The 18,068-nt window shown below is 43.7% G+C and carries 17 protein-coding genes and 1 riboswitch; of the genes, 3 read left to right on the forward strand and 14 right to left on the reverse strand.

Going from position 1 to position 18,068, the window contains the following annotated elements; translation table 11 throughout:
- Positions 1–12: 12 nt before the first annotated feature.
- Positions 13–1,524 carry a SagB family peptide dehydrogenase gene (locus AS030_RS19410; protein ID WP_061974765.1) on the forward strand — a complete coding sequence of 504 codons (1,512 nt, stop codon included), beginning with the start codon at positions 13–15 and terminating at the stop codon, positions 1,522–1,524.
- 167 nt (positions 1,525–1,691) lie between these two features.
- On the opposite strand, the gene AS030_RS19415 is transcribed toward AS030_RS19410, so the two are convergent.
- The 4 genes from AS030_RS19415 to AS030_RS24870 form a co-directional block, all read right to left on the reverse strand.
- Positions 1,692–2,519, reverse strand: coding sequence for a MetQ/NlpA family ABC transporter substrate-binding protein (locus AS030_RS19415; protein WP_061974767.1), 828 nt, complete (start codon positions 2,517–2,519; stop codon positions 1,692–1,694).
- Positions 2,520–2,541: 22 nt separating this feature from the next.
- A complete protein-coding gene (locus AS030_RS19420; RefSeq protein WP_061975060.1) occupies positions 2,542–3,207 on the reverse strand; it encodes a methionine ABC transporter permease in 666 nt (221 codons plus the stop codon).
- Complete coding sequence (locus tag AS030_RS19425; RefSeq protein ID WP_061974769.1) at positions 3,197–4,210, reverse strand: methionine ABC transporter ATP-binding protein; 1,014 nt, start codon at positions 4,208–4,210, stop codon at positions 3,197–3,199. Before AS030_RS19425 ends, AS030_RS19420 begins: the two co-directional genes overlap by 11 nt.
- Before the next feature lie 79 nt (positions 4,211–4,289).
- Positions 4,290–4,394, reverse strand: a riboswitch (SAM riboswitch).
- 236 nt (positions 4,395–4,630) lie between these two features.
- Entirely contained in the window at positions 4,631–4,858 is a 228-nt protein-coding gene (locus AS030_RS24870; RefSeq protein WP_082635903.1) for an immunity protein YezG family protein, read from the reverse strand.
- 477 nt (positions 4,859–5,335) lie between these two features.
- Here AS030_RS24870 and AS030_RS19430 point away from each other — a divergent pair, with 477 nt between their 5' ends.
- Entirely contained in the window at positions 5,336–6,865 is a 1,530-nt protein-coding gene (locus tag AS030_RS19430) for a malate:quinone oxidoreductase (RefSeq protein WP_061974771.1), read from the forward strand.
- A gap of 413 nt (positions 6,866–7,278) precedes the next feature.
- Here the strand turns inward: AS030_RS19430 and AS030_RS19435 are convergent, their stop codons facing one another.
- The 10 genes from AS030_RS19435 to AS030_RS19480 all read right to left on the reverse strand — a co-directional run bounded on the left by AS030_RS19435 (position 7,279) and on the right by AS030_RS19480 (position 16,436).
- On the reverse strand, positions 7,279–7,710 hold the full coding sequence (locus AS030_RS19435) for an RbsD/FucU family protein (RefSeq protein WP_061974773.1): 432 nt from the start codon (positions 7,708–7,710) through the stop codon (positions 7,279–7,281).
- A 36-nt stretch (positions 7,711–7,746) separates the two neighbouring features.
- On the reverse strand, positions 7,747–8,562 hold the full coding sequence (locus AS030_RS19440) for an SDR family NAD(P)-dependent oxidoreductase (RefSeq protein WP_061974775.1): 816 nt from the start codon (positions 8,560–8,562) through the stop codon (positions 7,747–7,749).
- Complete coding sequence (locus AS030_RS19445; protein WP_061974777.1) at positions 8,559–9,413, reverse strand: amidohydrolase family protein; 855 nt, start codon at positions 9,411–9,413, stop codon at positions 8,559–8,561. The genes AS030_RS19440 and AS030_RS19445 overlap by 4 nt, the downstream gene beginning before the upstream one ends.
- A gap of 109 nt (positions 9,414–9,522) precedes the next feature.
- The gene (locus AS030_RS19450; RefSeq protein WP_061974780.1) at positions 9,523–10,542 is read right to left on the reverse strand and encodes a LacI family DNA-binding transcriptional regulator; all 1,020 of its coding nucleotides are present in this window, start codon (positions 10,540–10,542) and stop codon (positions 9,523–9,525) included.
- 129 nt (positions 10,543–10,671) lie between these two features.
- The gene (rbsK, locus tag AS030_RS19455; RefSeq protein ID WP_061974782.1) at positions 10,672–11,592 is read right to left on the reverse strand and encodes a ribokinase; all 921 of its coding nucleotides are present in this window, start codon (positions 11,590–11,592) and stop codon (positions 10,672–10,674) included.
- Between the two features lie 12 nt (positions 11,593–11,604).
- Positions 11,605–12,618, reverse strand: coding sequence for an aldose 1-epimerase family protein (locus AS030_RS19460; protein WP_061974784.1), 1,014 nt, complete (start codon positions 12,616–12,618; stop codon positions 11,605–11,607).
- Positions 12,619–12,693: 75 nt separating this feature from the next.
- Entirely contained in the window at positions 12,694–14,034 is a 1,341-nt protein-coding gene (fucP, locus tag AS030_RS19465) for an L-fucose:H+ symporter permease (protein WP_061974786.1), read from the reverse strand.
- A 91-nt stretch (positions 14,035–14,125) separates the two neighbouring features.
- Entirely contained in the window at positions 14,126–15,175 is a 1,050-nt protein-coding gene (locus AS030_RS19470; RefSeq protein ID WP_061974788.1) for a LacI family DNA-binding transcriptional regulator, read from the reverse strand.
- A gap of 173 nt (positions 15,176–15,348) precedes the next feature.
- Positions 15,349–15,852, reverse strand: coding sequence for a GNAT family N-acetyltransferase (locus AS030_RS19475; protein WP_061974790.1), 504 nt, complete (start codon positions 15,850–15,852; stop codon positions 15,349–15,351).
- Between the two features lie 5 nt (positions 15,853–15,857).
- Positions 15,858–16,436, reverse strand: a complete 579-nt coding sequence (locus tag AS030_RS19480; protein WP_061975062.1) for a nucleotidyltransferase domain-containing protein — start codon at positions 16,434–16,436, stop codon at positions 15,858–15,860.
- Between the two features lie 198 nt (positions 16,437–16,634).
- Here AS030_RS19480 and AS030_RS24145 point away from each other — a divergent pair, with 198 nt between their 5' ends.
- Positions 16,635–18,062 (forward strand): excalibur calcium-binding domain-containing protein, encoded by a 1,428-nt coding sequence (locus AS030_RS24145; RefSeq protein ID WP_061974792.1) that lies wholly within the window; start codon positions 16,635–16,637, stop codon positions 18,060–18,062.
- Positions 18,063–18,068 lie beyond the last annotated feature (6 nt).

Consider the following 18,068-nt stretch of genomic DNA (forward strand, 5'->3'; position numbering starts at 1 on the left):
AGGAGGAAGACCATGAACCTCGATGAGTTTTTATATAAACTCCATTATGAGACAGACCGGGTAAAGCCTGGGGACTGGGTGGTGAACTGGGACGACGCCCCCCTTCCCTATAAGCTGTACCAGGAATTGCCGTCAGTAGAACTGCCTATTTCTCCCCTTTTCCATTTCAAAGAGCAAAAAACATCCATTCCATCCCTAGAAGATCTCGGCCACTTTTTAAAATTCACATTCGGCATTACCCAGATCAGCCAGACATTGCCGGTTGATGACCAGACCGGAGAATGGACCACCTACCGGCGCTTTGCCCCCTCGGGCGGCGCCCTTTATCCAAGCGAGCTGTATCTTTATTTAAAAATAGAAGGCCTGCCACATGGCATTTATCACTATGATGCAGCACATCACCGATTGGTCGCTTTGCGAGAAGGGAATTTTGACAGCTACCTCCAGCGTGCTCTCGGGAGCCGTTGTGATGTTTCTTCCGCCTTTGGCACAGTTTTTCTCTCGGTTTTTTTCTGGAAAAACTTTTTCAAATACCATAACTTTTCCTACCGGCTGCAGGGACTGGACACCGGATTTGTGATCGGCCAGCTGCTGGAAACGGGCAGGAGGCTCGGGTTTCAATGCCGTGTATATTATCAGTTTCTTGACCGTGCCATTAACCATCTTCTAGGGATATCCGGGCAAGAGGAAAGTGTATATGCGATACTTCCTCTTGCCGTTGATCCGGCATTGGCATGGATTAAAGAGGAGAAACCCGAAGAATCGATTACTGCCTCCTCCTTATCCAGCGAACTGCCTCCACTTTCCCATTGTCATTACGTGCGATCAAGGGAAATCAGGCCATACCCAGTAATACTAAAAATGAATGAAGCCTGCCTGCTGAACTCGTTAACATGGAAAAGGGAGAAAACCGAAATACCAAAACCTCCTCGAACTGAGCGGTTATCGTACGACTTTTATTCTGTCTGTGAAAAACGCCATTCTCCCGGGCTGGACTTTTATCAGAAGACGGTAAGTAAATCTACATTAACAGCTCTTCTAAACGAAGCCTTCTCTGCCTCTTTTCACCAAAATGATGTGGATGTATCGGATGTTTCGCTGTATTGCTACGCATACAGCGTGGCAGGTTTACCGAACGGATTTTATTCTTACGATGAATCAAGCCATGATTTATCGCTTATTGAGGAAGGTGATTTCCGCACCGAGTTGCAGGATGGATTGCTGGCAGACACGGTCAACCTGGCCCAGGTTCCACTACATTTTGTGATTGCCGGTGCAAGAGACCATAACCAAGCTGATTTTGGATACAGAGGCCACCGTATCCAGCACATGGAGGCCGGGATTTTGTCCCAGCATTTGCTGCTCGCCGCTTCTGCGTTGGACCTCTCTGGGCATCCGCTCCTCGGGTTTGATGTGAATACCTACGATGATCTCTTTAAACTGAAAGAAACGAAAAAAACAAGCCTGTTGTTCCTGCCAGTGGGGAGCTCACGTCCCCTGCCAAGATTACAGGGACGATTATAGCGAATAAAACGGCGGGTTAGGATCCCCCGCCGTTTGTATATTTATTATCACCCATCATGTAATTCGAGCGTCCCCTGGTTTCGCACCATCCCCTCCCCCTATAGATAGCCTGGAATATAAAACAAAGAGCCGCCGGAGCGACTCTTATGAAAATACTCTATTCAGATTTACTTCTTCATCCACTCCGGCTTGCCGAAGCCTTTAAATTCTTTATCCATTGTTTGTTCAAATTCTTTCGACTCTACCGCTGCTTTAATGTCTTTAGCGAACTGGGATTTCACGTCTTTCGTATTCACTACCACACGATTTCGGTATTGATCCGGCATGTTCTCAAGGAATAGCGCATCCTGAAGATTCATTTTTGCTGCGATTGCAAAATTTCCCGGTACAGCGGAAACATCCGCACTTCCGACTGCACGTGGCAATTGGGCAGCCTCCAAAGGCTTAAACTGAAGTTTCTTTGGGTTGTCTTGTATATCTTTTTCAGAAGCCGTTAATGGATTAACATCTTTTTTGATGGTAATAAGCCCGGCATCCTGGAACATTAACAGCGTTCTTGCCAGGTTTACTGGATCATTGGCAATGGCAATGGTGCTTCCATTCTTAATGTCTTCTATTTTTTTAAATTTCTCAGAGTATACTCCCATTGGAGCGGTTGGCACACTGATTAGCTCAGACAGTTTTAGGTTCTTCTCTTTTGCGAAATTTTCCATATAGATCTTATGTTGAAACAAGTTGGCATCAATGGATCCTTTGGATAAGGACAGGTTAGGCTGTACATAATCACTAAACTCTACGACTTTGACTTTGTACCCCTTTTTCTCAAGTTGTGGCTTGATCGCTTTTGTTACCATGTCGCTGTATGGACCGGCAGTGGCGCCAATGGCAATATTCTTTTTATCACCAGAGCCTGATGATCCACTCGATGAAGATCCACAAGCTGACAAAAGGCCAACCACAAGCAGTAAAATAAGTGCGGACAAATACTTTTTCATAGTTTCTCTCTCCTATTAATTATTATCTTTTATCTACTTTTTTAGAGATAGAGTCTCCCGCAAGCTGAATAACCTGCACAAGGAGAATCAAAACCACCACTGTGGTAATCATAACGGTGTTATCGTAACGATAGTATCCAAATCGAATGGCCAGATCCCCAATACCTCCGCCCCCAACAATTCCGGCCATTGCAGAATAGCCGACCAAACTAATTGTTGTAATTGTGAGCCCTTGAACAAGTCCAGGCTTGGCTTCCGGAAGAAGAACATCCTTAATGATCATCCATGAAGTGGCTCCCACCGCAATAGCCGATTCTATGACACCCTTATCAATCTCTCTCATTGACGTTTCTACCATTCTTGCAAAAAAAGGAATCGCTGCTACCGACAAAGAGACAGAGGCCGCAGTAGGACCAATCGTTGTGCCGGTAAGAAGATTCGTTAGAGGAAGCAATGCCACCAAAAGAATGATGTAGGGAATGGAACGAATCAAGTTTACGATCCTTCCGGCAACACCTTTCACCACCGAATTCTCCAAAAACAATCCTTTATCCGTTACAAACAGCAAAACACCAAGCGGAAGTCCGAGAACAATTGCTACAAGCAGCGAAATTCCCACCATATAGAGAGTCTCGAAAAACGCCTTATTAATATCCGGCATAAGCTGGACGAGCGATTCAAGCAGCACCATGGACCACCTCCAGGCTTCTCGTTTTGCTGGTGATGTAATCAATTGCCTTTTTTACTTCAGACGCTTCTCCTGTCAATTCCATAATGAAAATGCCAAGAGGTGTATCCTGAATGTATTCTATTTTGCCGTGCAGGATGTTTCCTTTCACCTGATACCGCTGGAAAAGCTCGGATACGACAGACTCCTCAGCGATTTCACCTTTAAACTGGATCTTGATGATGGTTCCCTTTCTTTTCTCAATCAGCTGCTCTGGAAGATCGAACTGAAGGATACTATTAATGAAATCCCGGGTCAGCGGCTTTTTCGGATTGGAAAAAATCTCATACACCTCTCCCTCTTCGATCACTTCCCCGTTCTGCATAACCGCGATTTTATGGCAAATCTCCTTCACCACTTCCATCTCATGCGTTATCAGAACGATGGTCAGTCCAAGTTTTTTATTTATATCTTTTAACAGATTGAGAATGGATTTGGTTGTACTCGGATCTAGTGCTGAGGTCGCCTCATCGCATAACAGCACCTTTGGATTGTTGGCAAGTGCCCTGGCAATCCCTACTCTTTGTTTTTGTCCACCACTCAACTGTGCCGGATACTGGTCTTTTTTATCAGTCAGATCGACCAGATCCAAAAGTTCCAAGACACGCTTATTTGCTTCAGCTTTCGTCTTTCCTGCTGCTTTAAGTGCAAACGCAATATTTTCATAAACCGTTTTTGAGCTCACTAGATGAAAATGCTGAAAGATCATCCCGATTTTTAAACGTGCTTTTCGCAGGCCATCACCTTTCAGCGTCGTAAGGTCGACTCCATCAATTTTCACTTGACCCGATGTTGGCTTTTCAAGCAAATTCAAACAGCGGATAAGTGAGCTTTTACCAGCACCGCTATACCCGATAATACCGTAGATTTCCCCTTCTTTTACATTAAGGGAAACGTTGTTCACCCCTACGATTTCTTTCTTCTTTGAAGAATACACCTTTACCAGGTTGTTCACTTCGATCAAGAAATTGCCCCCTCTTTTCTTTCAATGTAAAAAAGCCCCTTTCATCATGAAAGAGGCTTTTGATTATGCATTCAATCTCACCTTATCTTTCAGAATGAAGTTCATTCTGCAGGAAGTGGCACCTTTCCATATGGAGGTTGCCGGACGTCATTGGGCCTAATCCCTCAGTCTCTCTTGATAAGAACAGTTATTATATTATTATTAGAACATTTTTAATCATAAAATTCTTTTTTATCCTTGTCAATACTATTCTGCGTGGAATGGTCGGGATTAAACGCTTTCATTAAGAAATACGAAGATAGAGTTTATTACCATTTATGAAAATGAAAATTAAAAGTTAACGGTTAGTTTTTTTGATGTTCATTCGATTCAACACCAGTTAAACCATGATAGTCATAATCCTTGAAAGGAAAATAGAGGTTATGAGCCAATTTTAAACTCACCATCGTTTTGTAACGTAAAGGTGAGAATTGTCCATACTTCTTGTTGATTCTTTATAAATTCAGATCTTAAATCATCAAAGAGAAAATACAGGTTATGATACATTTCATCATAATTGTCCTGTTCCACATTAAATAATTTAGGTATATTATGGCTATAAATAAGCTTATTGCTTTCTTTTGAAACATAATAAAATAAAGCATAAATGTATACCTTCTCCCCATAATTCTGGGATAATTTGGTTTATAAGCCAGGCTGCATCATAATAAATATTCTCCATAGTTTTCGTTTCCATTATACCTCGCTATTCCTTATTAATGCTTTCTGTTCAAACTTTATTGTAAAAAATAGGCACCCAATAAAACACCCCACCAGCTTACTAAAAAATAAGGAACTCTCTTTAATTGGATAAATTTTAATGTTTTTTTACGATAGAAACGGACTTTCCTATAAAAATCGATAAAAATCATCGGTTTTTCTGCAATTATTTGCGCTTCTCACTTTCTACCAGCTTTCAAATAATTGATATTTGTCATATAATAGAGATAGTTCAATCCATTAATTATTGTAATCCGCGATGATATCGTTTTCATTAAGACAGGAAAGTGTGTGACTCGATTGCACCTTGGCTTGGTGTGACGCCTGCAACTTTTCTGCAAATATTAGGCGAAAAGGTTGGTATAAATGAGCAACAGAGAAACTAACACAGACGTCATTTTAATTGGCGCCGGAATCATGAGTGCGACATTAGGAACTCTCTTGAAAGAATTAGTACCGGAATGGAATATTAAAGTGTTTGAGAAGCTCGGAAAACCAGGCGAGGAAAGTTCCAATGAATGGAACAATGCGGGAACAGGACACGCGGCACTGTGCGAGCTTAACTATACGGTCGAAAAGCCCGATGGATCCATTGATATTAGCAAAGCAATAAACATAAATGAACAGTTTCAGGTATCCATGCAGTTCTGGTCTCATCTGGTAAATCGCAAGCTCATCCAAAAACCTGAGGAATTTATCATGCCGCTTCCTCATATGAGTTTGGTGCAAGGTGAGAAAAATGTGGAGTTCCTGAAGAAGCGGTTTGAAGCGCTGTCAAAGAATCCATTGTTTCAAGGAATGGAATTTTCCGAAGATACGGAGAAATTGCTGGAATGGATTCCACTTATCCTTGAAGGCCGTAAAATGGACGAACCGATTGCGGCTACCAAAATTGACTCCGGAACGGACGTTAACTTTGGTGCGTTAACCCGTATCCTTTTTGATCATTTAAAAACAAAGAATGTTGATGTTCTCTATGGACATGGTGTTAATGATTTAAAGCGTACGAGTGACGGATCCTGGGAACTGAAAATTAAGAATTATGACAGCGGTACCTTGGAACGCCATAAAGCAAAATTCGTTTTTATCGGCGGTGGCGGCGGAAGCCTTCATCTCCTTCAGAAATCCGGTATTCCTGAAGGCAAGCATATTGGCGGATTCCCGGTAAGCGGAATTTTCATGGTATGTAACAATCCGAAAGTCATTGAGCAGCACCACGCAAAAGTTTACGGAAAAGCCAAGGTGGGTGCTCCTCCGATGTCCGTACCGCATCTGGATACACGATTTATCAATAACAAAAAGTCCCTGCTGTTCGGACCATTTGCCGGCTTCTCACCAAAGTTCTTAAAAACCGGCTCCATGTTCGATTTGATTACTTCTGTTAAACCCGATAATATCTTAACGATGCTGGCTGCAGGTGTAAAAGAAATGTCATTGACCAAATACCTGATCCAGCAAGTACTGCTATCCAAAGAACAGCGTATGGAAGAGCTTCGTGAATTCATCCCGAACGCGAAAATTGAAGATTGGGATTTAGTTGTGGCCGGCCAGCGTGTGCAGGTCATCAAAGATACAGAAGCTGGCGGCAAAGGAACCCTTCAGTTCGGTACAGAAGTGGTTACTGGTGCCAACGGAACCATCGCAGCATTACTGGGTGCTTCTCCGGGAGCTTCCACAGCGGTTCATGTTATGCTTGATATCATCAGCAAATGCTTCCCTGATCGCATGAAAGAGTGGGAGCCCAAAATCAAAGAAATGATTCCGTCTTACGGTCTTTCCTTGATGGAAAATCCTGACCTGCTGAGAAAAATTCATCAGTCCACAGCCGAGTCGCTCGGTCTTAAAAAAAAAGAACCCGTCTTTAATGACGAAAAAACAACAGAAACAGTCTACTAAGTGAAAACTTTTAATTGACAGCTCAATTGAACCTTCGATCCCTCTTGGGATTGGAGGTTTTTATATTGGCCTAAATAGATGGGCATGAAAAATAAGGAAGGCGCTGCACTTACAGACAGCGCCCTTTTCTCATTACTCTCCACTCGGATAAATCATAATCTTGAGTATATTCGTTTTATCATGAATGGTTTTTTCAAACGCTCAGCAGTCTCTTCCACCTTTTCGGACAGAAGCGATTGTTCCTTGCTGCCCGCCGTTTCAATGCCAGGTCTACACCTCGACCGGCGGTAAATTCATTCAACTTCTGAGCCAAATCGTCTTCCCATCTCCTTTGCCGTTTTAAAGCGGCTTTGTTCCAGATCAACCGAGGCTCATAAAAATACTGAACCTGTTTTTCATTTTAAGCGATTATTTTACTGATCCAAAACACCCTTTTTCAAAATAATGTTGGCATATGGAACGTGTTCGCTAGTCGCCAAAACTGCATATGCTTCCTTGCTTCTTTCATAAAACTGATGGCGTTCAAGCTTTTCAAATGACACCTTGTCCCCGTTAGTGGCTTGAACGGCTCGTTCGAATTCCTTCCAGATCTGCGGATTCTTGTCGTCACCTTCCACCGGATCCATCAACAGAACCGGAGCGTCTACATAGGTATCAAGGGGGAATAAATCTAAAATAGCGCGCAAAAAGTCACAGACGCCATGGCCATAGCCGGGAACCAGCCGGCGGGCATGACTTGCCGCTGGAAAATTTCCATCGGCAATGACAATTTCATCACCGTGCCCCATTTCCATCAGTACCTTGAGCAGCTCAGGAGACAGAATTGAAGGTATGCCTTTAAGCATGGCTCGCACCCCATTCGTTTCTCATAAAACTTCTCATCAAAGGGTAACCTCCTGCTCATGATTCATATGATCTTCAGGCTGTGCCGCTTTAACTGTTAATCCCCCATCCACCATCAATAAGTGCCCATTGATTTGCATGGCTTCATCTGATGCGAGGAAGACAACCGCATCCCCAATTTGCTTCTCTGTTCCCAACCGTTTCATTGGGTTGGCTTCAATCTCTTTTTCCAGAATTGCCGGGTCTGCCAGATATTCCTCGCACATCTGTGTGGCGGTTGTGCTTGGACCAACCGCATTAACGTTGATGTTGTATTTGCCCAGTTCAATCGCCAGGGCCTTGGTTAGATGGCTGGCCGCTGCTTTGGACGAGATATAGTGCGGCACCACCGGGCTGGTGACCATCACACTGGCTGTCGAAGCGATATTTACAATCTTTCCGTATTTTCTTCCGATCATCGATTTCGCCACTCGCTGCGATGTTAGGAAGATCGATTTCACATTCGTCTGGTACGTTCGGTCCCACGTTTCTTCCGAAAGACTTAAAAACGGTTCAAACGGGGCGATTCCGGCGTTGTTGACCAAGATATCCACTAGCCCCAATTCCTGTTCCACTTCACTGATCATTTGATCAACATCCTGCTTGATGCCGACGTTCCCCTGAACTGTCAGTGCACGGACCCCAAATTGTTCTTCAACGTATTTCTTTAGTTCAACGGCTTTTTCAAGGTCACTTGAGGAAAAATAGTTGATCGCAACATTAGCTCCTTCTTCCGCCAATCGTTTCACAATAGCTGATCCAATTCCCTGGCTTCCCCCTGTTACAAGTGCGGTACGGTTTGTGAATTTACTCATCTTGTACTCTCCTTTGTCTTGGTATTTAAGCGGTAAAATTTCTTGGCATTCTCCGTGAAGATATTTTCTCTCTCTTCTGATGTAAGTGAATCAGGAAGATTTTTATTAATAATGTCAATGGCATCCCCATAGGTTCCCGCCGATAAGCAGACAGGCCAGTCAGAGCCAAACAGCAGTCGTGACGGTCCAAATACGTTTGTGACATGCTGGATGTAAGGGTTAAAATCTTCTGTTTCCCACTCGTACGGAACCGCCTCTGTCATGAATCCAGAGACCTTGCACCATACATTCGGATACTCGGCGAGGGCTTTCATGTCTTCCTTCCAGCCAGACAGCTCTCCCTCTGCGATATTCGGCTTAGCCATATGATCAATGATTGCTCTTAACCCAGGAAGCGCTTTCAATAACTCCAGTACAAAAGGGATATGTTTTTTGTTAATCAACAAATCAAGCGGCAGTTCTTTTTTATGAAGAAGCTTCACATTTTCAACAACCTGCTCCTGCAGAATCCAATCACTTTGCTCGATGTCCTGCAGCATCGGACGAAGACCAACCACACCCGGGTTCGTTAATAGTTCTTCTAATTGCTCCTGAAAAGAAGGTGAAGAAAGATCGAGCCAGCCGACCACCCCTTTGATCCAGTCATAACGTTCATATAGTGATAAGAGAAATAAGGTTTCTTCGTATGTAGGTGCGGCTTGGACCACGATTGTTCCGGAAATATTGAATTGCTGCAGCATTGGAACCAAATCTTCAGGCAGGTAATCCTGATAGAGAACCTCCATGTCCTCGGTCAGCCATCCGTAATCGCCTCTCTCCAGCTTCCAAAAGTGCTGATGGCTATCAATCATGTGCATTCCCCCCTTGAGTGTTCATTTAATGTTACCGGTAACATTATAAATAACAAAAGTATTTAGAATTGTCAAACTATTTTTTTTAAAATGCACAAAAAAAGAACCTCTATTCTTTAATAGAAGTTCCTGATGATTTTCTGATTACCAATTCCGGCTTTAAATTAATGGATCGGAAACCGGTCGGACTATTTCCTTCTACCCGTTCAATGACCAGTTGCGTGCCCATGTAACCGAAGTCATAGGCGGGTTGCGAGGATACCGTTAAAAACGGATCCAGTTCGATAAACAGTTCAAGGTCATCAAAGCAGACGACCGCCATATCCTCCGGCACCCGGAGGCCTCCCTGGCGGAGGTGTTTAATAAGCTTAATGGCAATAAAATTGTTAACGGCAAAGAATGCCGTTGGACGCTCGTCCTCCGGTAGTTCAAGCAGATGATTAATTCCGGCTAACTGATCCTCCTGTTTGTAATGGTCTTCAACCATAAAGGAAGGATTCACAGTTAGGTCATTTAATTTTAACGTCTCCACATACGCCTGATATCGTTCCTTCGACGTCGAAATGGTCAACGGTCCATGGACCATCGCGATCCGTTGGTGACCATTGTTGATGAGGTGTTGAAGCAGATACCGGGTTCCCTCGTAATTATCCCCAAGCACCATATCACATGGTACATTTTCAATTTTACGGTCGATTAACGTAAAAGGGATTCGGTTTCTCATTAGCTTTTTTAAATTTTTAAGCGAGGAATCTCCGGTTGGTGCGATAATAACCCCATCCACCCGCTTGGCAATCAGTGCATCAATATACTCGCTTTCCTTCTCGTAATCCTCATCGGTATTGCAAAGAATGAGCTGATATCCCATCTGGTTGGCTTTATCTGTAGCCCCTCTCGCCACTTTTGAAAAAAACGGATTGGTAATGTCCGTAATAACGAGAGAAAGCAGCTTGGTTTTCTTCAAATTCAGGCTTTGTGCGGCCGAATTGGGTATATAGTTTAATTCCTTGATCGCGTCCTCTACCTTTTTCCTGGTCGCTTCACTGATGTTTCCTTTGTTGTTAATGACCCTGGAAACCGTCATGGAGGAAACGTTGGCTCGTTTGGCAATATCATAAATTGTCGTCACATTACTTACCTGCCTTCTTGATCTCCCGTTCTATCTATTATAGATAGTTTACCAAACTTTTATCAGGAAGAAGAGAGACGTGTATAAAAACAAACACCAGCCTGTCCCATCAGGCTGGTGTTTCACTCATCAAACTCTCTCTTTCAAAAACTCTTCCACTTCATCCAATTCCGGATACGAAGTCTGCGTCCCCCGCTTGGTCACACTGAGCGCAGCAAAGGCAGTGGCCTTTTTCATCGCCTCAAGTACATCTCCGGTTTTAACGTAGTAGTGGGAGAAGCAGCCGATGAAGGCGTCACCTGCACCTGTGGTATCAATCGCGTCCACTTTATGGGAGGATACGGTTTGGACATCATCCTTCGTTACCCACATCACACCGCGGCTGCCCATCGTTACGATGACGTTCTTTACACCACGCTCTACCAGCGTCATGGCCGCCAGGCGAACCTGTTTATCAGTTTCCACCGGCAGGTCCGTTAAAATTTCCAGCTCGCTTTCGTTCGGAACGAAAAAGTCGCTTTTGCACACATACTCGAAGTCCAGTTCCTTGGATGCTGGTGCCGGATTGAGGATGACTGGAATGCCATATTCATTTCCGAATTCAATCGCACGGTAAACGGTTGGCAGCGGCACCTCCAGCTGCAAAACGATCAGTGAGCATTGTTTCAGCTTTACTGCTGCACCGTCCACATCCTCCGGTGAAAGATGCTTATTCGCTCCTTTAATGATCAAGATACGGTTTTTGGAATCCGGATCCACAAAAATTGGCGCCACGCCGCTGGACGTACCGGGCACTTTAACGGTATATTCCGTATCGATGCCATACTTCTCGAGGTTATTAATCGTGTTGTCGGCAAACAAATCATCCCCGACTTTTGTCACCATCATGACGTCGGAACCGAGCTTGGCCGCGGCTACCGCCTGGTTGCACCCTTTTCCTCCGCAGCCGATTTCAAAGTCCGGCGCTTCCAGTGTTTCTCCTTCTTTTGGCATTTTATCAATATACGAAATCAAATCCACCATGTTGGATCCAATCACTGCAATATCCATTGTTCTTCCTCCCTATTTCTTTCCGGTAACGACGGTAAAGGAACGTTCCTCTCCTGCACCAAGCTTGATCTGAGTTCCTGCCTTTTCTGCCGCTTTAAACCCTTCCGGCCGGCAGGTGGCTGGCAGCACGAAAGCTCCTACCTGCTGATCGCTGTTGTACAGAAGCCAGCGTGTGGCATAGTTAAGCTCGGCTGTTGAAAATCTCGTGAAAAAGGCCGTGCCGTCGGGGGATTGCATTTCAAATTCCACTTCTTCCCCGTATTGATCCAGTCGGTCAGCAAAAAAGACAATCTCCGGATCATACATGTCCGGCTTGTTCAGTGCATCGAGCGTTTCTTCCCCACTCAACAGCTTTTTGTTATATCCGAGCCATTGTTCCGTCGGCTTCACATGGGCTGGAATCGATTCCCGAAGCACGAATGCGTCATCTGGAATGCTTTGCTTCATAACCCCATTTTCCACATATGCATAGTTGGTATGACACATGTACTGCAGGGGCATCTCGCCACCGGAGAGGTTTTTCACCGTCATTCCGATCTCGATGAATGATTCTCCTCTGCCCATTTTAACACTCGGTGATGCCAAATAGTGATGGCCGAATCCTTTTACATATTCGGTTTCGCCGCCAACCTTGATTCCCTGGTGGCTGATTTCAAGCCAGGCACGGTCCAATTCGGCACATGCCATTTCCCCGTGCAGCTCGTGATCATCCTCCGGTCCCGGACACCCATTGGCAATCAACCCTGAATGGAACGAAAAGCATCCGTACGTATCCACGATCTCTCGCACGTTCTTTGGCTGCGAGAACATATTTTTCATCTTCAAATCGATGCCATCAAACGCAAGGTCCCAGATGATCTGTCCCATATACGGCAACACGACCATTACACCGCGCGAGTTTGTCAGCTCGATGGCTTCCACTCCCGACGGATAGCGGAACAGGCTTACGGTAAACTCATCGTCACGATAGATCACTTTTTTGTTTTCCTTAAAAAATTCCCGCTGAAGTTCAATGATTCCACTCATGTCTAAGCATCCCTTTCCTGCTGATTAACCTCATCAAGGCAGCCAGGAAAAGGCTGCCTGACAAGGTTTAATGGTTTATTGTGCCAACTCGATCGTTTTGTCTGTTTTTCTCACTGCAGACTTTTTCATTTCGCCATAGAAGTAGATGCCGACATAGACGAAGCAAGCCATGGAAACCAGGAATGCTGTTTGCATGGAGCCGAACGCGTCCGACGCATAACCTTGCAGAGCCGGAATTACCGCACCGCCGACAATCGCCATAACAAGAATTGCACCAGCAGTTTCGGTGTACTTCTTATCGACCACTTCAAGCGTTTCTGCATAAATCGTTGGCCAGCAAGGACCAAACAGCATGCTTACCCCAATTGCTGCATAAACCGCCGTCATGTTCGGTACGAGCACGACATACGCCAATAACGCGGATCCGATGATGGCATAGCTGAACAGAATCTTGGACGGAGAGAAGCGAGTCATCAGGAAGTTCGCAATGAATTTCCCAACGAAAAAGGCGATAAAGCTGAAGACCATAAAGTTGGACGCGGTTCGTTCGTTAAAGTTCGGGTTCAAATCAAGCGCAAGACGGATGGTGAACGACCAGACCGTAACCTGCATGCCCACATATAAAAACTGAGCTGCAATTCCTTTTTTGAATCGTTTGTTGCGCGCCAAATACTTGAGCGTCTGACCGATTCCCGGAGCTTTTTCTCCTCCTTTAGCACGGTTGGTCACCGGCTTACAAATCGGAAACTTCGTAATCGCAAACAGAATAAACATGGCGATCAGAACAAATATGATGTACTTATAAGGCTGAAGGGTATGCTGAAGCATTTTCAATCCAAACGCCTGAGCTTCTGCCGGTGACATTTTGGCCATTTGTGACTCCAGGCTTGCCCCCTCCTGGAACACAAGATATTTTCCTAGCAGGATACCCGCGATAGATCCCAGCGGATAAAACGTCTGGGAAATGTTCAAACGAAGAATGCCGTATTTTTTCGGTCCAATCATTGAGCTGTAGGTGTTGGCCGCTGTTTCGAGAAAGCTCAGGCCAATCGCAATAGCAAAAATCGCGAACAGGAACATCGTGTACGTCCCCATGTGTGACGCCGGGTAAAACAATGAGCAGCCCACGATATAAAACAGAAGGCCTGTCATGATCGCAAACTTGTAGCTCATTTTCTTAATGACCATCGAGGCCGGAATCGCAACCACAAAATAACCACCGTAAAACGCACTTTGCACGAAAGCGCTCGCGAAATCGCTGAGTTCAAACACATGTTTAAATTGCGCAATCAGAATGTCGTTCAGACTCGCCGCCACAGCCCATAAAGGAAAAAGCAATGAGACCAGGATAAATTGAAAAATCGGTGTTTTGTTCAAATAGCCATCAGGCAGCTGAATCAGGTTGCTGTTCTTCATGTGTACATCCCCTTTTTTTAAATAGATTAGTAGTAAAGCGCTTACATATCGCGTTCCAGAAGAGGTACAGAATGACCATTCTGTACCTTGTTTACTTTTTAAGAGATTGTCCGTCAGGTGAATTCTTCGGATAGCGCAGCCGGCATGATTCCCGGATGATGAGTTCCGGAGACAGCTTGTACTCGCGCTTCGGCACCGGATCTTTAAATTGGATCCGTTCATGCAGCAGCTGAAAGGCAAGCTCCCCTAACGCGTGCATGGGCCGCGAAACCACGCTGAGCTTTGGGTTCAAGAAGGTGGCAATGTCCACGTCATCAAACCCGAAAAACGAAATTTCCTCCCCGAGCTTCCAGTCCAGATCACCTACCGCCTTCACACACCCGATGGTCATCAAGTTGTTGGATGAAAAAATGGCCGTCGGACGGTCGTCCAGTGAATACAGCTGGTGTGCCCCCTGATACCCGCTGCGCTCACCAAAGTCTCCCTGAAAAATGTAGCGCTCGTCCAGCTTCAGGTTGTAATCCTCGAGCGCTTTTTTGTAGCCGATAAAACGCTCACGACCCGGTGTGGTGTTCTGCGGACCGCAAATGATCGCAATCTTCTCATGCCCCTGCAGAATCATGTGCTGAACGGCCTGGTAAGAGCCTTTTACGTTATCGACGAGCACCGTATCCACGTCATAGTACTGAATGCTCCGGTCGACCGCGACCATCGGAATGCCCTGCTCATGAACCTGCTTCAGGTGATCGCCATTTTCGTTGGCTGTCGTGATGATGACCCCGTCCACTCCCCGCTCGATGAAATTCTTCAGAATCTCCTGCTCGACCACCGGTGATTCGTTCGTGCTGCTCAGAATCGCGAAGTATCCTGTTTCCCGGGCCTTCTGTTCAATTCCGGCCATTACGGATGGAAAAAACGGGTTGTTGATGTCTGGCACAATGACACCGATCGTCTTCGTATCCTTGCTTTTCATCGTACGTGCTGCGGCATTGCGAATATAGCCGAGCTCCTGAATGGCTTTCAGGATCCGCTCCTCCGTCTGCTTGCGCACGCCGCCCTGGTTATTGATGACCCGGGAGACTGTCGCAATCGATACATTCGCCCGTTTAGCCACATCCTGAATGTTTGCTTTCCCTTCCATGGACAAAACTCCTAAAATGTAAACGTTTAGATTTTCTTACAAAAAAATAGATTTATGCCTGAAATCACTGAGTCTGTTTTGAACAATTAATGTAAACGTTTAGATTTTTGTTCTTGGATATAATCTAGCATGAGAAAATAGAAAATGCAAGAAGTTTTTTGAAACCGCTTTCCTTATTCTTGCGTACCCCATTCAGAAGCCAGAATTCCCATAAAGTATGTATCAAGATATTGGCCGTCCACATAAGCGTGTTGCCTCAGCTTGCCCTCTACTGTAAAACCAATCTTTTTATAAAGGCCAATCGCTTGTTCATTGGTTCCTCTCGTTGTTAAATAGATTTTGTTCAAACGCAGCTGCTTAAAGCCAACATCAATCATCTGCTCCATGGCAATTTTTCCGTAGCCCTTCCCTCTTGCTTCAGGAGCTAGGAGGATTCCGATGCTCGCGCGTCCATGTCCATGATCGATATCTTTAAGAAATACCCATCCGACCAGCTGCTGTTCTTCATTTTCAATTCCAAGCAAAAGGTCGTTATTCCTTCGCTTCCCTTCTACTTCTTGGAGGACCTGCTCATACGTCAGCGGCGTTCGGCCCACCATTAAGATGGAGCGTGAATCGTTGGACCAGCGGTGTAGTTCCCTGATATCGGCGGTTTCGAATGATCTGAGTTTTACCATGGTTATCAACCTTTCCTTTGTAAATGTTGTAGCCACTTGTGTTCGGGTGCATGTAATTCTAAAGCTTTTTTAAGCCATAGTTTCTGATCCTCATCGAGAAGATCTTTGACCCTCATAAAGTCTTGATGGTCCTTTTCTCTTGTGTTTTTCGCTTTATATAAAAGTACGATCTCTGGACTCAAAAAAGGAATACTATTTTCAGTGTAACGAAAAAGTAAATGAACCGGGTAGGAAATCCTTAAATCCCTTCTAAAAATCCAATGATTTTCATTTGATTCATTTAAGAGAATTTCTAAATGATCTCCATTTTTCTTATTAACAGCATGTACTTCGTGAACAGGAAGCTCTAATAATTCGTCTCTCCAAATTTGAAACTCTCCAGTACAAACCTTTTTAAACTTCCAATCTTGTAGATGTTCTTTTAAAATTATTTGGTCATTTCGGAATATGGCTATCTCTATGTCTTTATGCTCTCTTGTCTCCTCTCCAACAAAAAGATCAATCGCCCATCCTCCGGCAATGAACCATGGTTTATTAAACCCTGAAAATAATGATCTAAGACGGTTACATTGTTCAAAAGCCACAGAAAATCTCATTCCTCTCTTTTAATTTTTCCCTTCTTTTAATTGGCTACTTAGTCCCAAAATAGCTAGGGTATTTTCAGAATTTAATTATTTTTTAAGTACAAGAAAAATTTAGTAGATTTAATTCCTTTTTCTTGTATAATGAATAAGAATTACCACAAAAACTATTTCAAAATAATATAAAGGTGGAATTAACTGGTGGAAAAATGGATTGGAAACCTGCCTACTTTAGCCCAAAAAAGTTTCCATGCGAAATACAAAGATATACTTTCTCATTCCTTTTATACGACCTTTTCAGATAGTGAAGTAATCTTAAAAGCTATAGAAGCTGAGTGTGATAAGAGTAGCGGTCGAGAAATAAAAGGTGTTCTTATAGCAACAAACAAGAGCATTCACTTCTTATCAAAGAAAGAACAGTTTACAATCGAATATGAGGTCATCAGTGATATTACTATTAAACCTGATGGGAAAAATAAAAATGAAATGCAATTAACCTTATTGATTGGATTTAATGAGCGAAACTTTGATGATATAAAGAAAGATAATGATTCCCAAGAGTTTTTTGAGATTATAGAGAAGAAAGTTATAAATCCTAATCAAGAACTTCAGACTACTGTAACACACAACTTCGATTATTTTCTTCATGCAGAAAAACTAAACGAGTTAAGGCAGAACAATGTTCAGTGTACAGCATTCCTAATGAAGCGAGATGATAAAGGGTTTTCTAGTAATGGAAAGCGACTCTTATCTGAGTTGCATCCAAAGGCAATACTTATTGAAGAGGCCTTCTATTATGATAAAGAAAAACAAGGAAATTTTATTGTTGTCGATAAATTTGTTTGGCTTTATGAATATAAGGATAAAGAACGAGTTGCGAAAAAAATAATTTATTGGCCATTTGCCTTTTTTAATAATGCAGCTATTGATCATTTTGCTTTAAAATCAGACATCATTACAAATGAAGGAAAATTAACATTAAAAGCTGCTGGGAAAAAGTTCATTTCTTTACTTTCTGATGAGGGAGTTACCTTTTCTTTAAAGTCAAGAAAGTGGTATAACAAAGTTTTAGGTTTCCGCAGTAAAAAATGGTGGAAAATGACCATCGCTTCGCTTACCTACGGTTTTGTTCTTCTAATTGTTTTAGCAATGGTATTTGGCGAAGACACGACTGAAACCAGCGCAACCACTAAAAGTGACAATCACACTGCTGTGAAAGATAAAGACAAGGCAACTAAAGATTCCAAAATTGATAAAGAGAAACAAGAAAAGAAAAAAGCTATGCTAGCAGAAGAAAAACGTAAAGAAGAAAAAGCTGCCCTTCTTGCTAAAGAACAACGTAAGAAAGAAGAAGCCGCTCGTCTTGCTAAAGAACAACGTAAAAAAGAAGAAGCTGCTCGTCTTGCTGAAGAACAACGTAAGAAAGAAGAAGCCGCTCGTCTTGCCCAACAGCAGAGAGATAAGGCTCAAGCTGCAAAAGCAGCTGCAGCAAACCAAGCAAAAGCAAGCGTCTTTTATAAAAACTGTTCAGCTGCTCGTGCAGCCGGAGCTGCCCCTATTCACAGAGGAGAACCAGGGTATGCGAAACACCTTGACCGAGATGGTGATGGTATTGGCTGTGATTCATAAGCAATT

The sequence above is a fragment of the Fictibacillus enclensis genome (genome assembly GCF_001457035.1).
GTDB classification, from domain to species: Bacteria; Bacillota; Bacilli; order Bacillales; family Fictibacillaceae; genus Fictibacillus_C; species Fictibacillus_C enclensis.

Excerpts from the sequence above, each read along its gene's own strand:
- AS030_RS19410 (WP_061974765.1), top strand. The coding sequence starts at position 13 with ATGAACCTCGATGAGTTTTTATATAAACTCCATTATGAGACAGACCGG.
- AS030_RS19415 (WP_061974767.1), bottom strand. The coding sequence starts at position 2,519 with ATGAAAAAGTATTTGTCCGCACTTATTTTACTGCTTGTGGTTGGCCTT.
- AS030_RS19430 (WP_061974771.1), top strand. The coding sequence starts at position 5,336 with ATGAGCAACAGAGAAACTAACACAGACGTCATTTTAATTGGCGCCGGA.
- AS030_RS19435 (WP_061974773.1), bottom strand. The coding sequence starts at position 7,710 with ATGCTTAAAGGCATACCTTCAATTCTGTCTCCTGAGCTGCTCAAGGTA.
- AS030_RS19440 (WP_061974775.1), bottom strand. The coding sequence starts at position 8,562 with ATGAGTAAATTCACAAACCGTACCGCACTTGTAACAGGGGGAAGCCAG.
- AS030_RS19445 (WP_061974777.1), bottom strand. The coding sequence starts at position 9,413 with ATGATTGATAGCCATCAGCACTTTTGGAAGCTGGAGAGAGGCGATTAC.
- rbsK (WP_061974782.1), bottom strand. The coding sequence starts at position 11,592 with ATGGATATTGCAGTGATTGGATCCAACATGGTGGATTTGATTTCGTAT.
- AS030_RS19460 (WP_061974784.1), bottom strand. The coding sequence starts at position 12,618 with ATGAGTGGAATCATTGAACTTCAGCGGGAATTTTTTAAGGAAAACAAA.
- fucP (WP_061974786.1), bottom strand. The coding sequence starts at position 14,034 with ATGAAGAACAGCAACCTGATTCAGCTGCCTGATGGCTATTTGAACAAA.
- AS030_RS19470 (WP_061974788.1), bottom strand. The coding sequence starts at position 15,175 with ATGGAAGGGAAAGCAAACATTCAGGATGTGGCTAAACGGGCGAATGTA.
- AS030_RS19475 (WP_061974790.1), bottom strand. The coding sequence starts at position 15,852 with ATGGTAAAACTCAGATCATTCGAAACCGCCGATATCAGGGAACTACAC.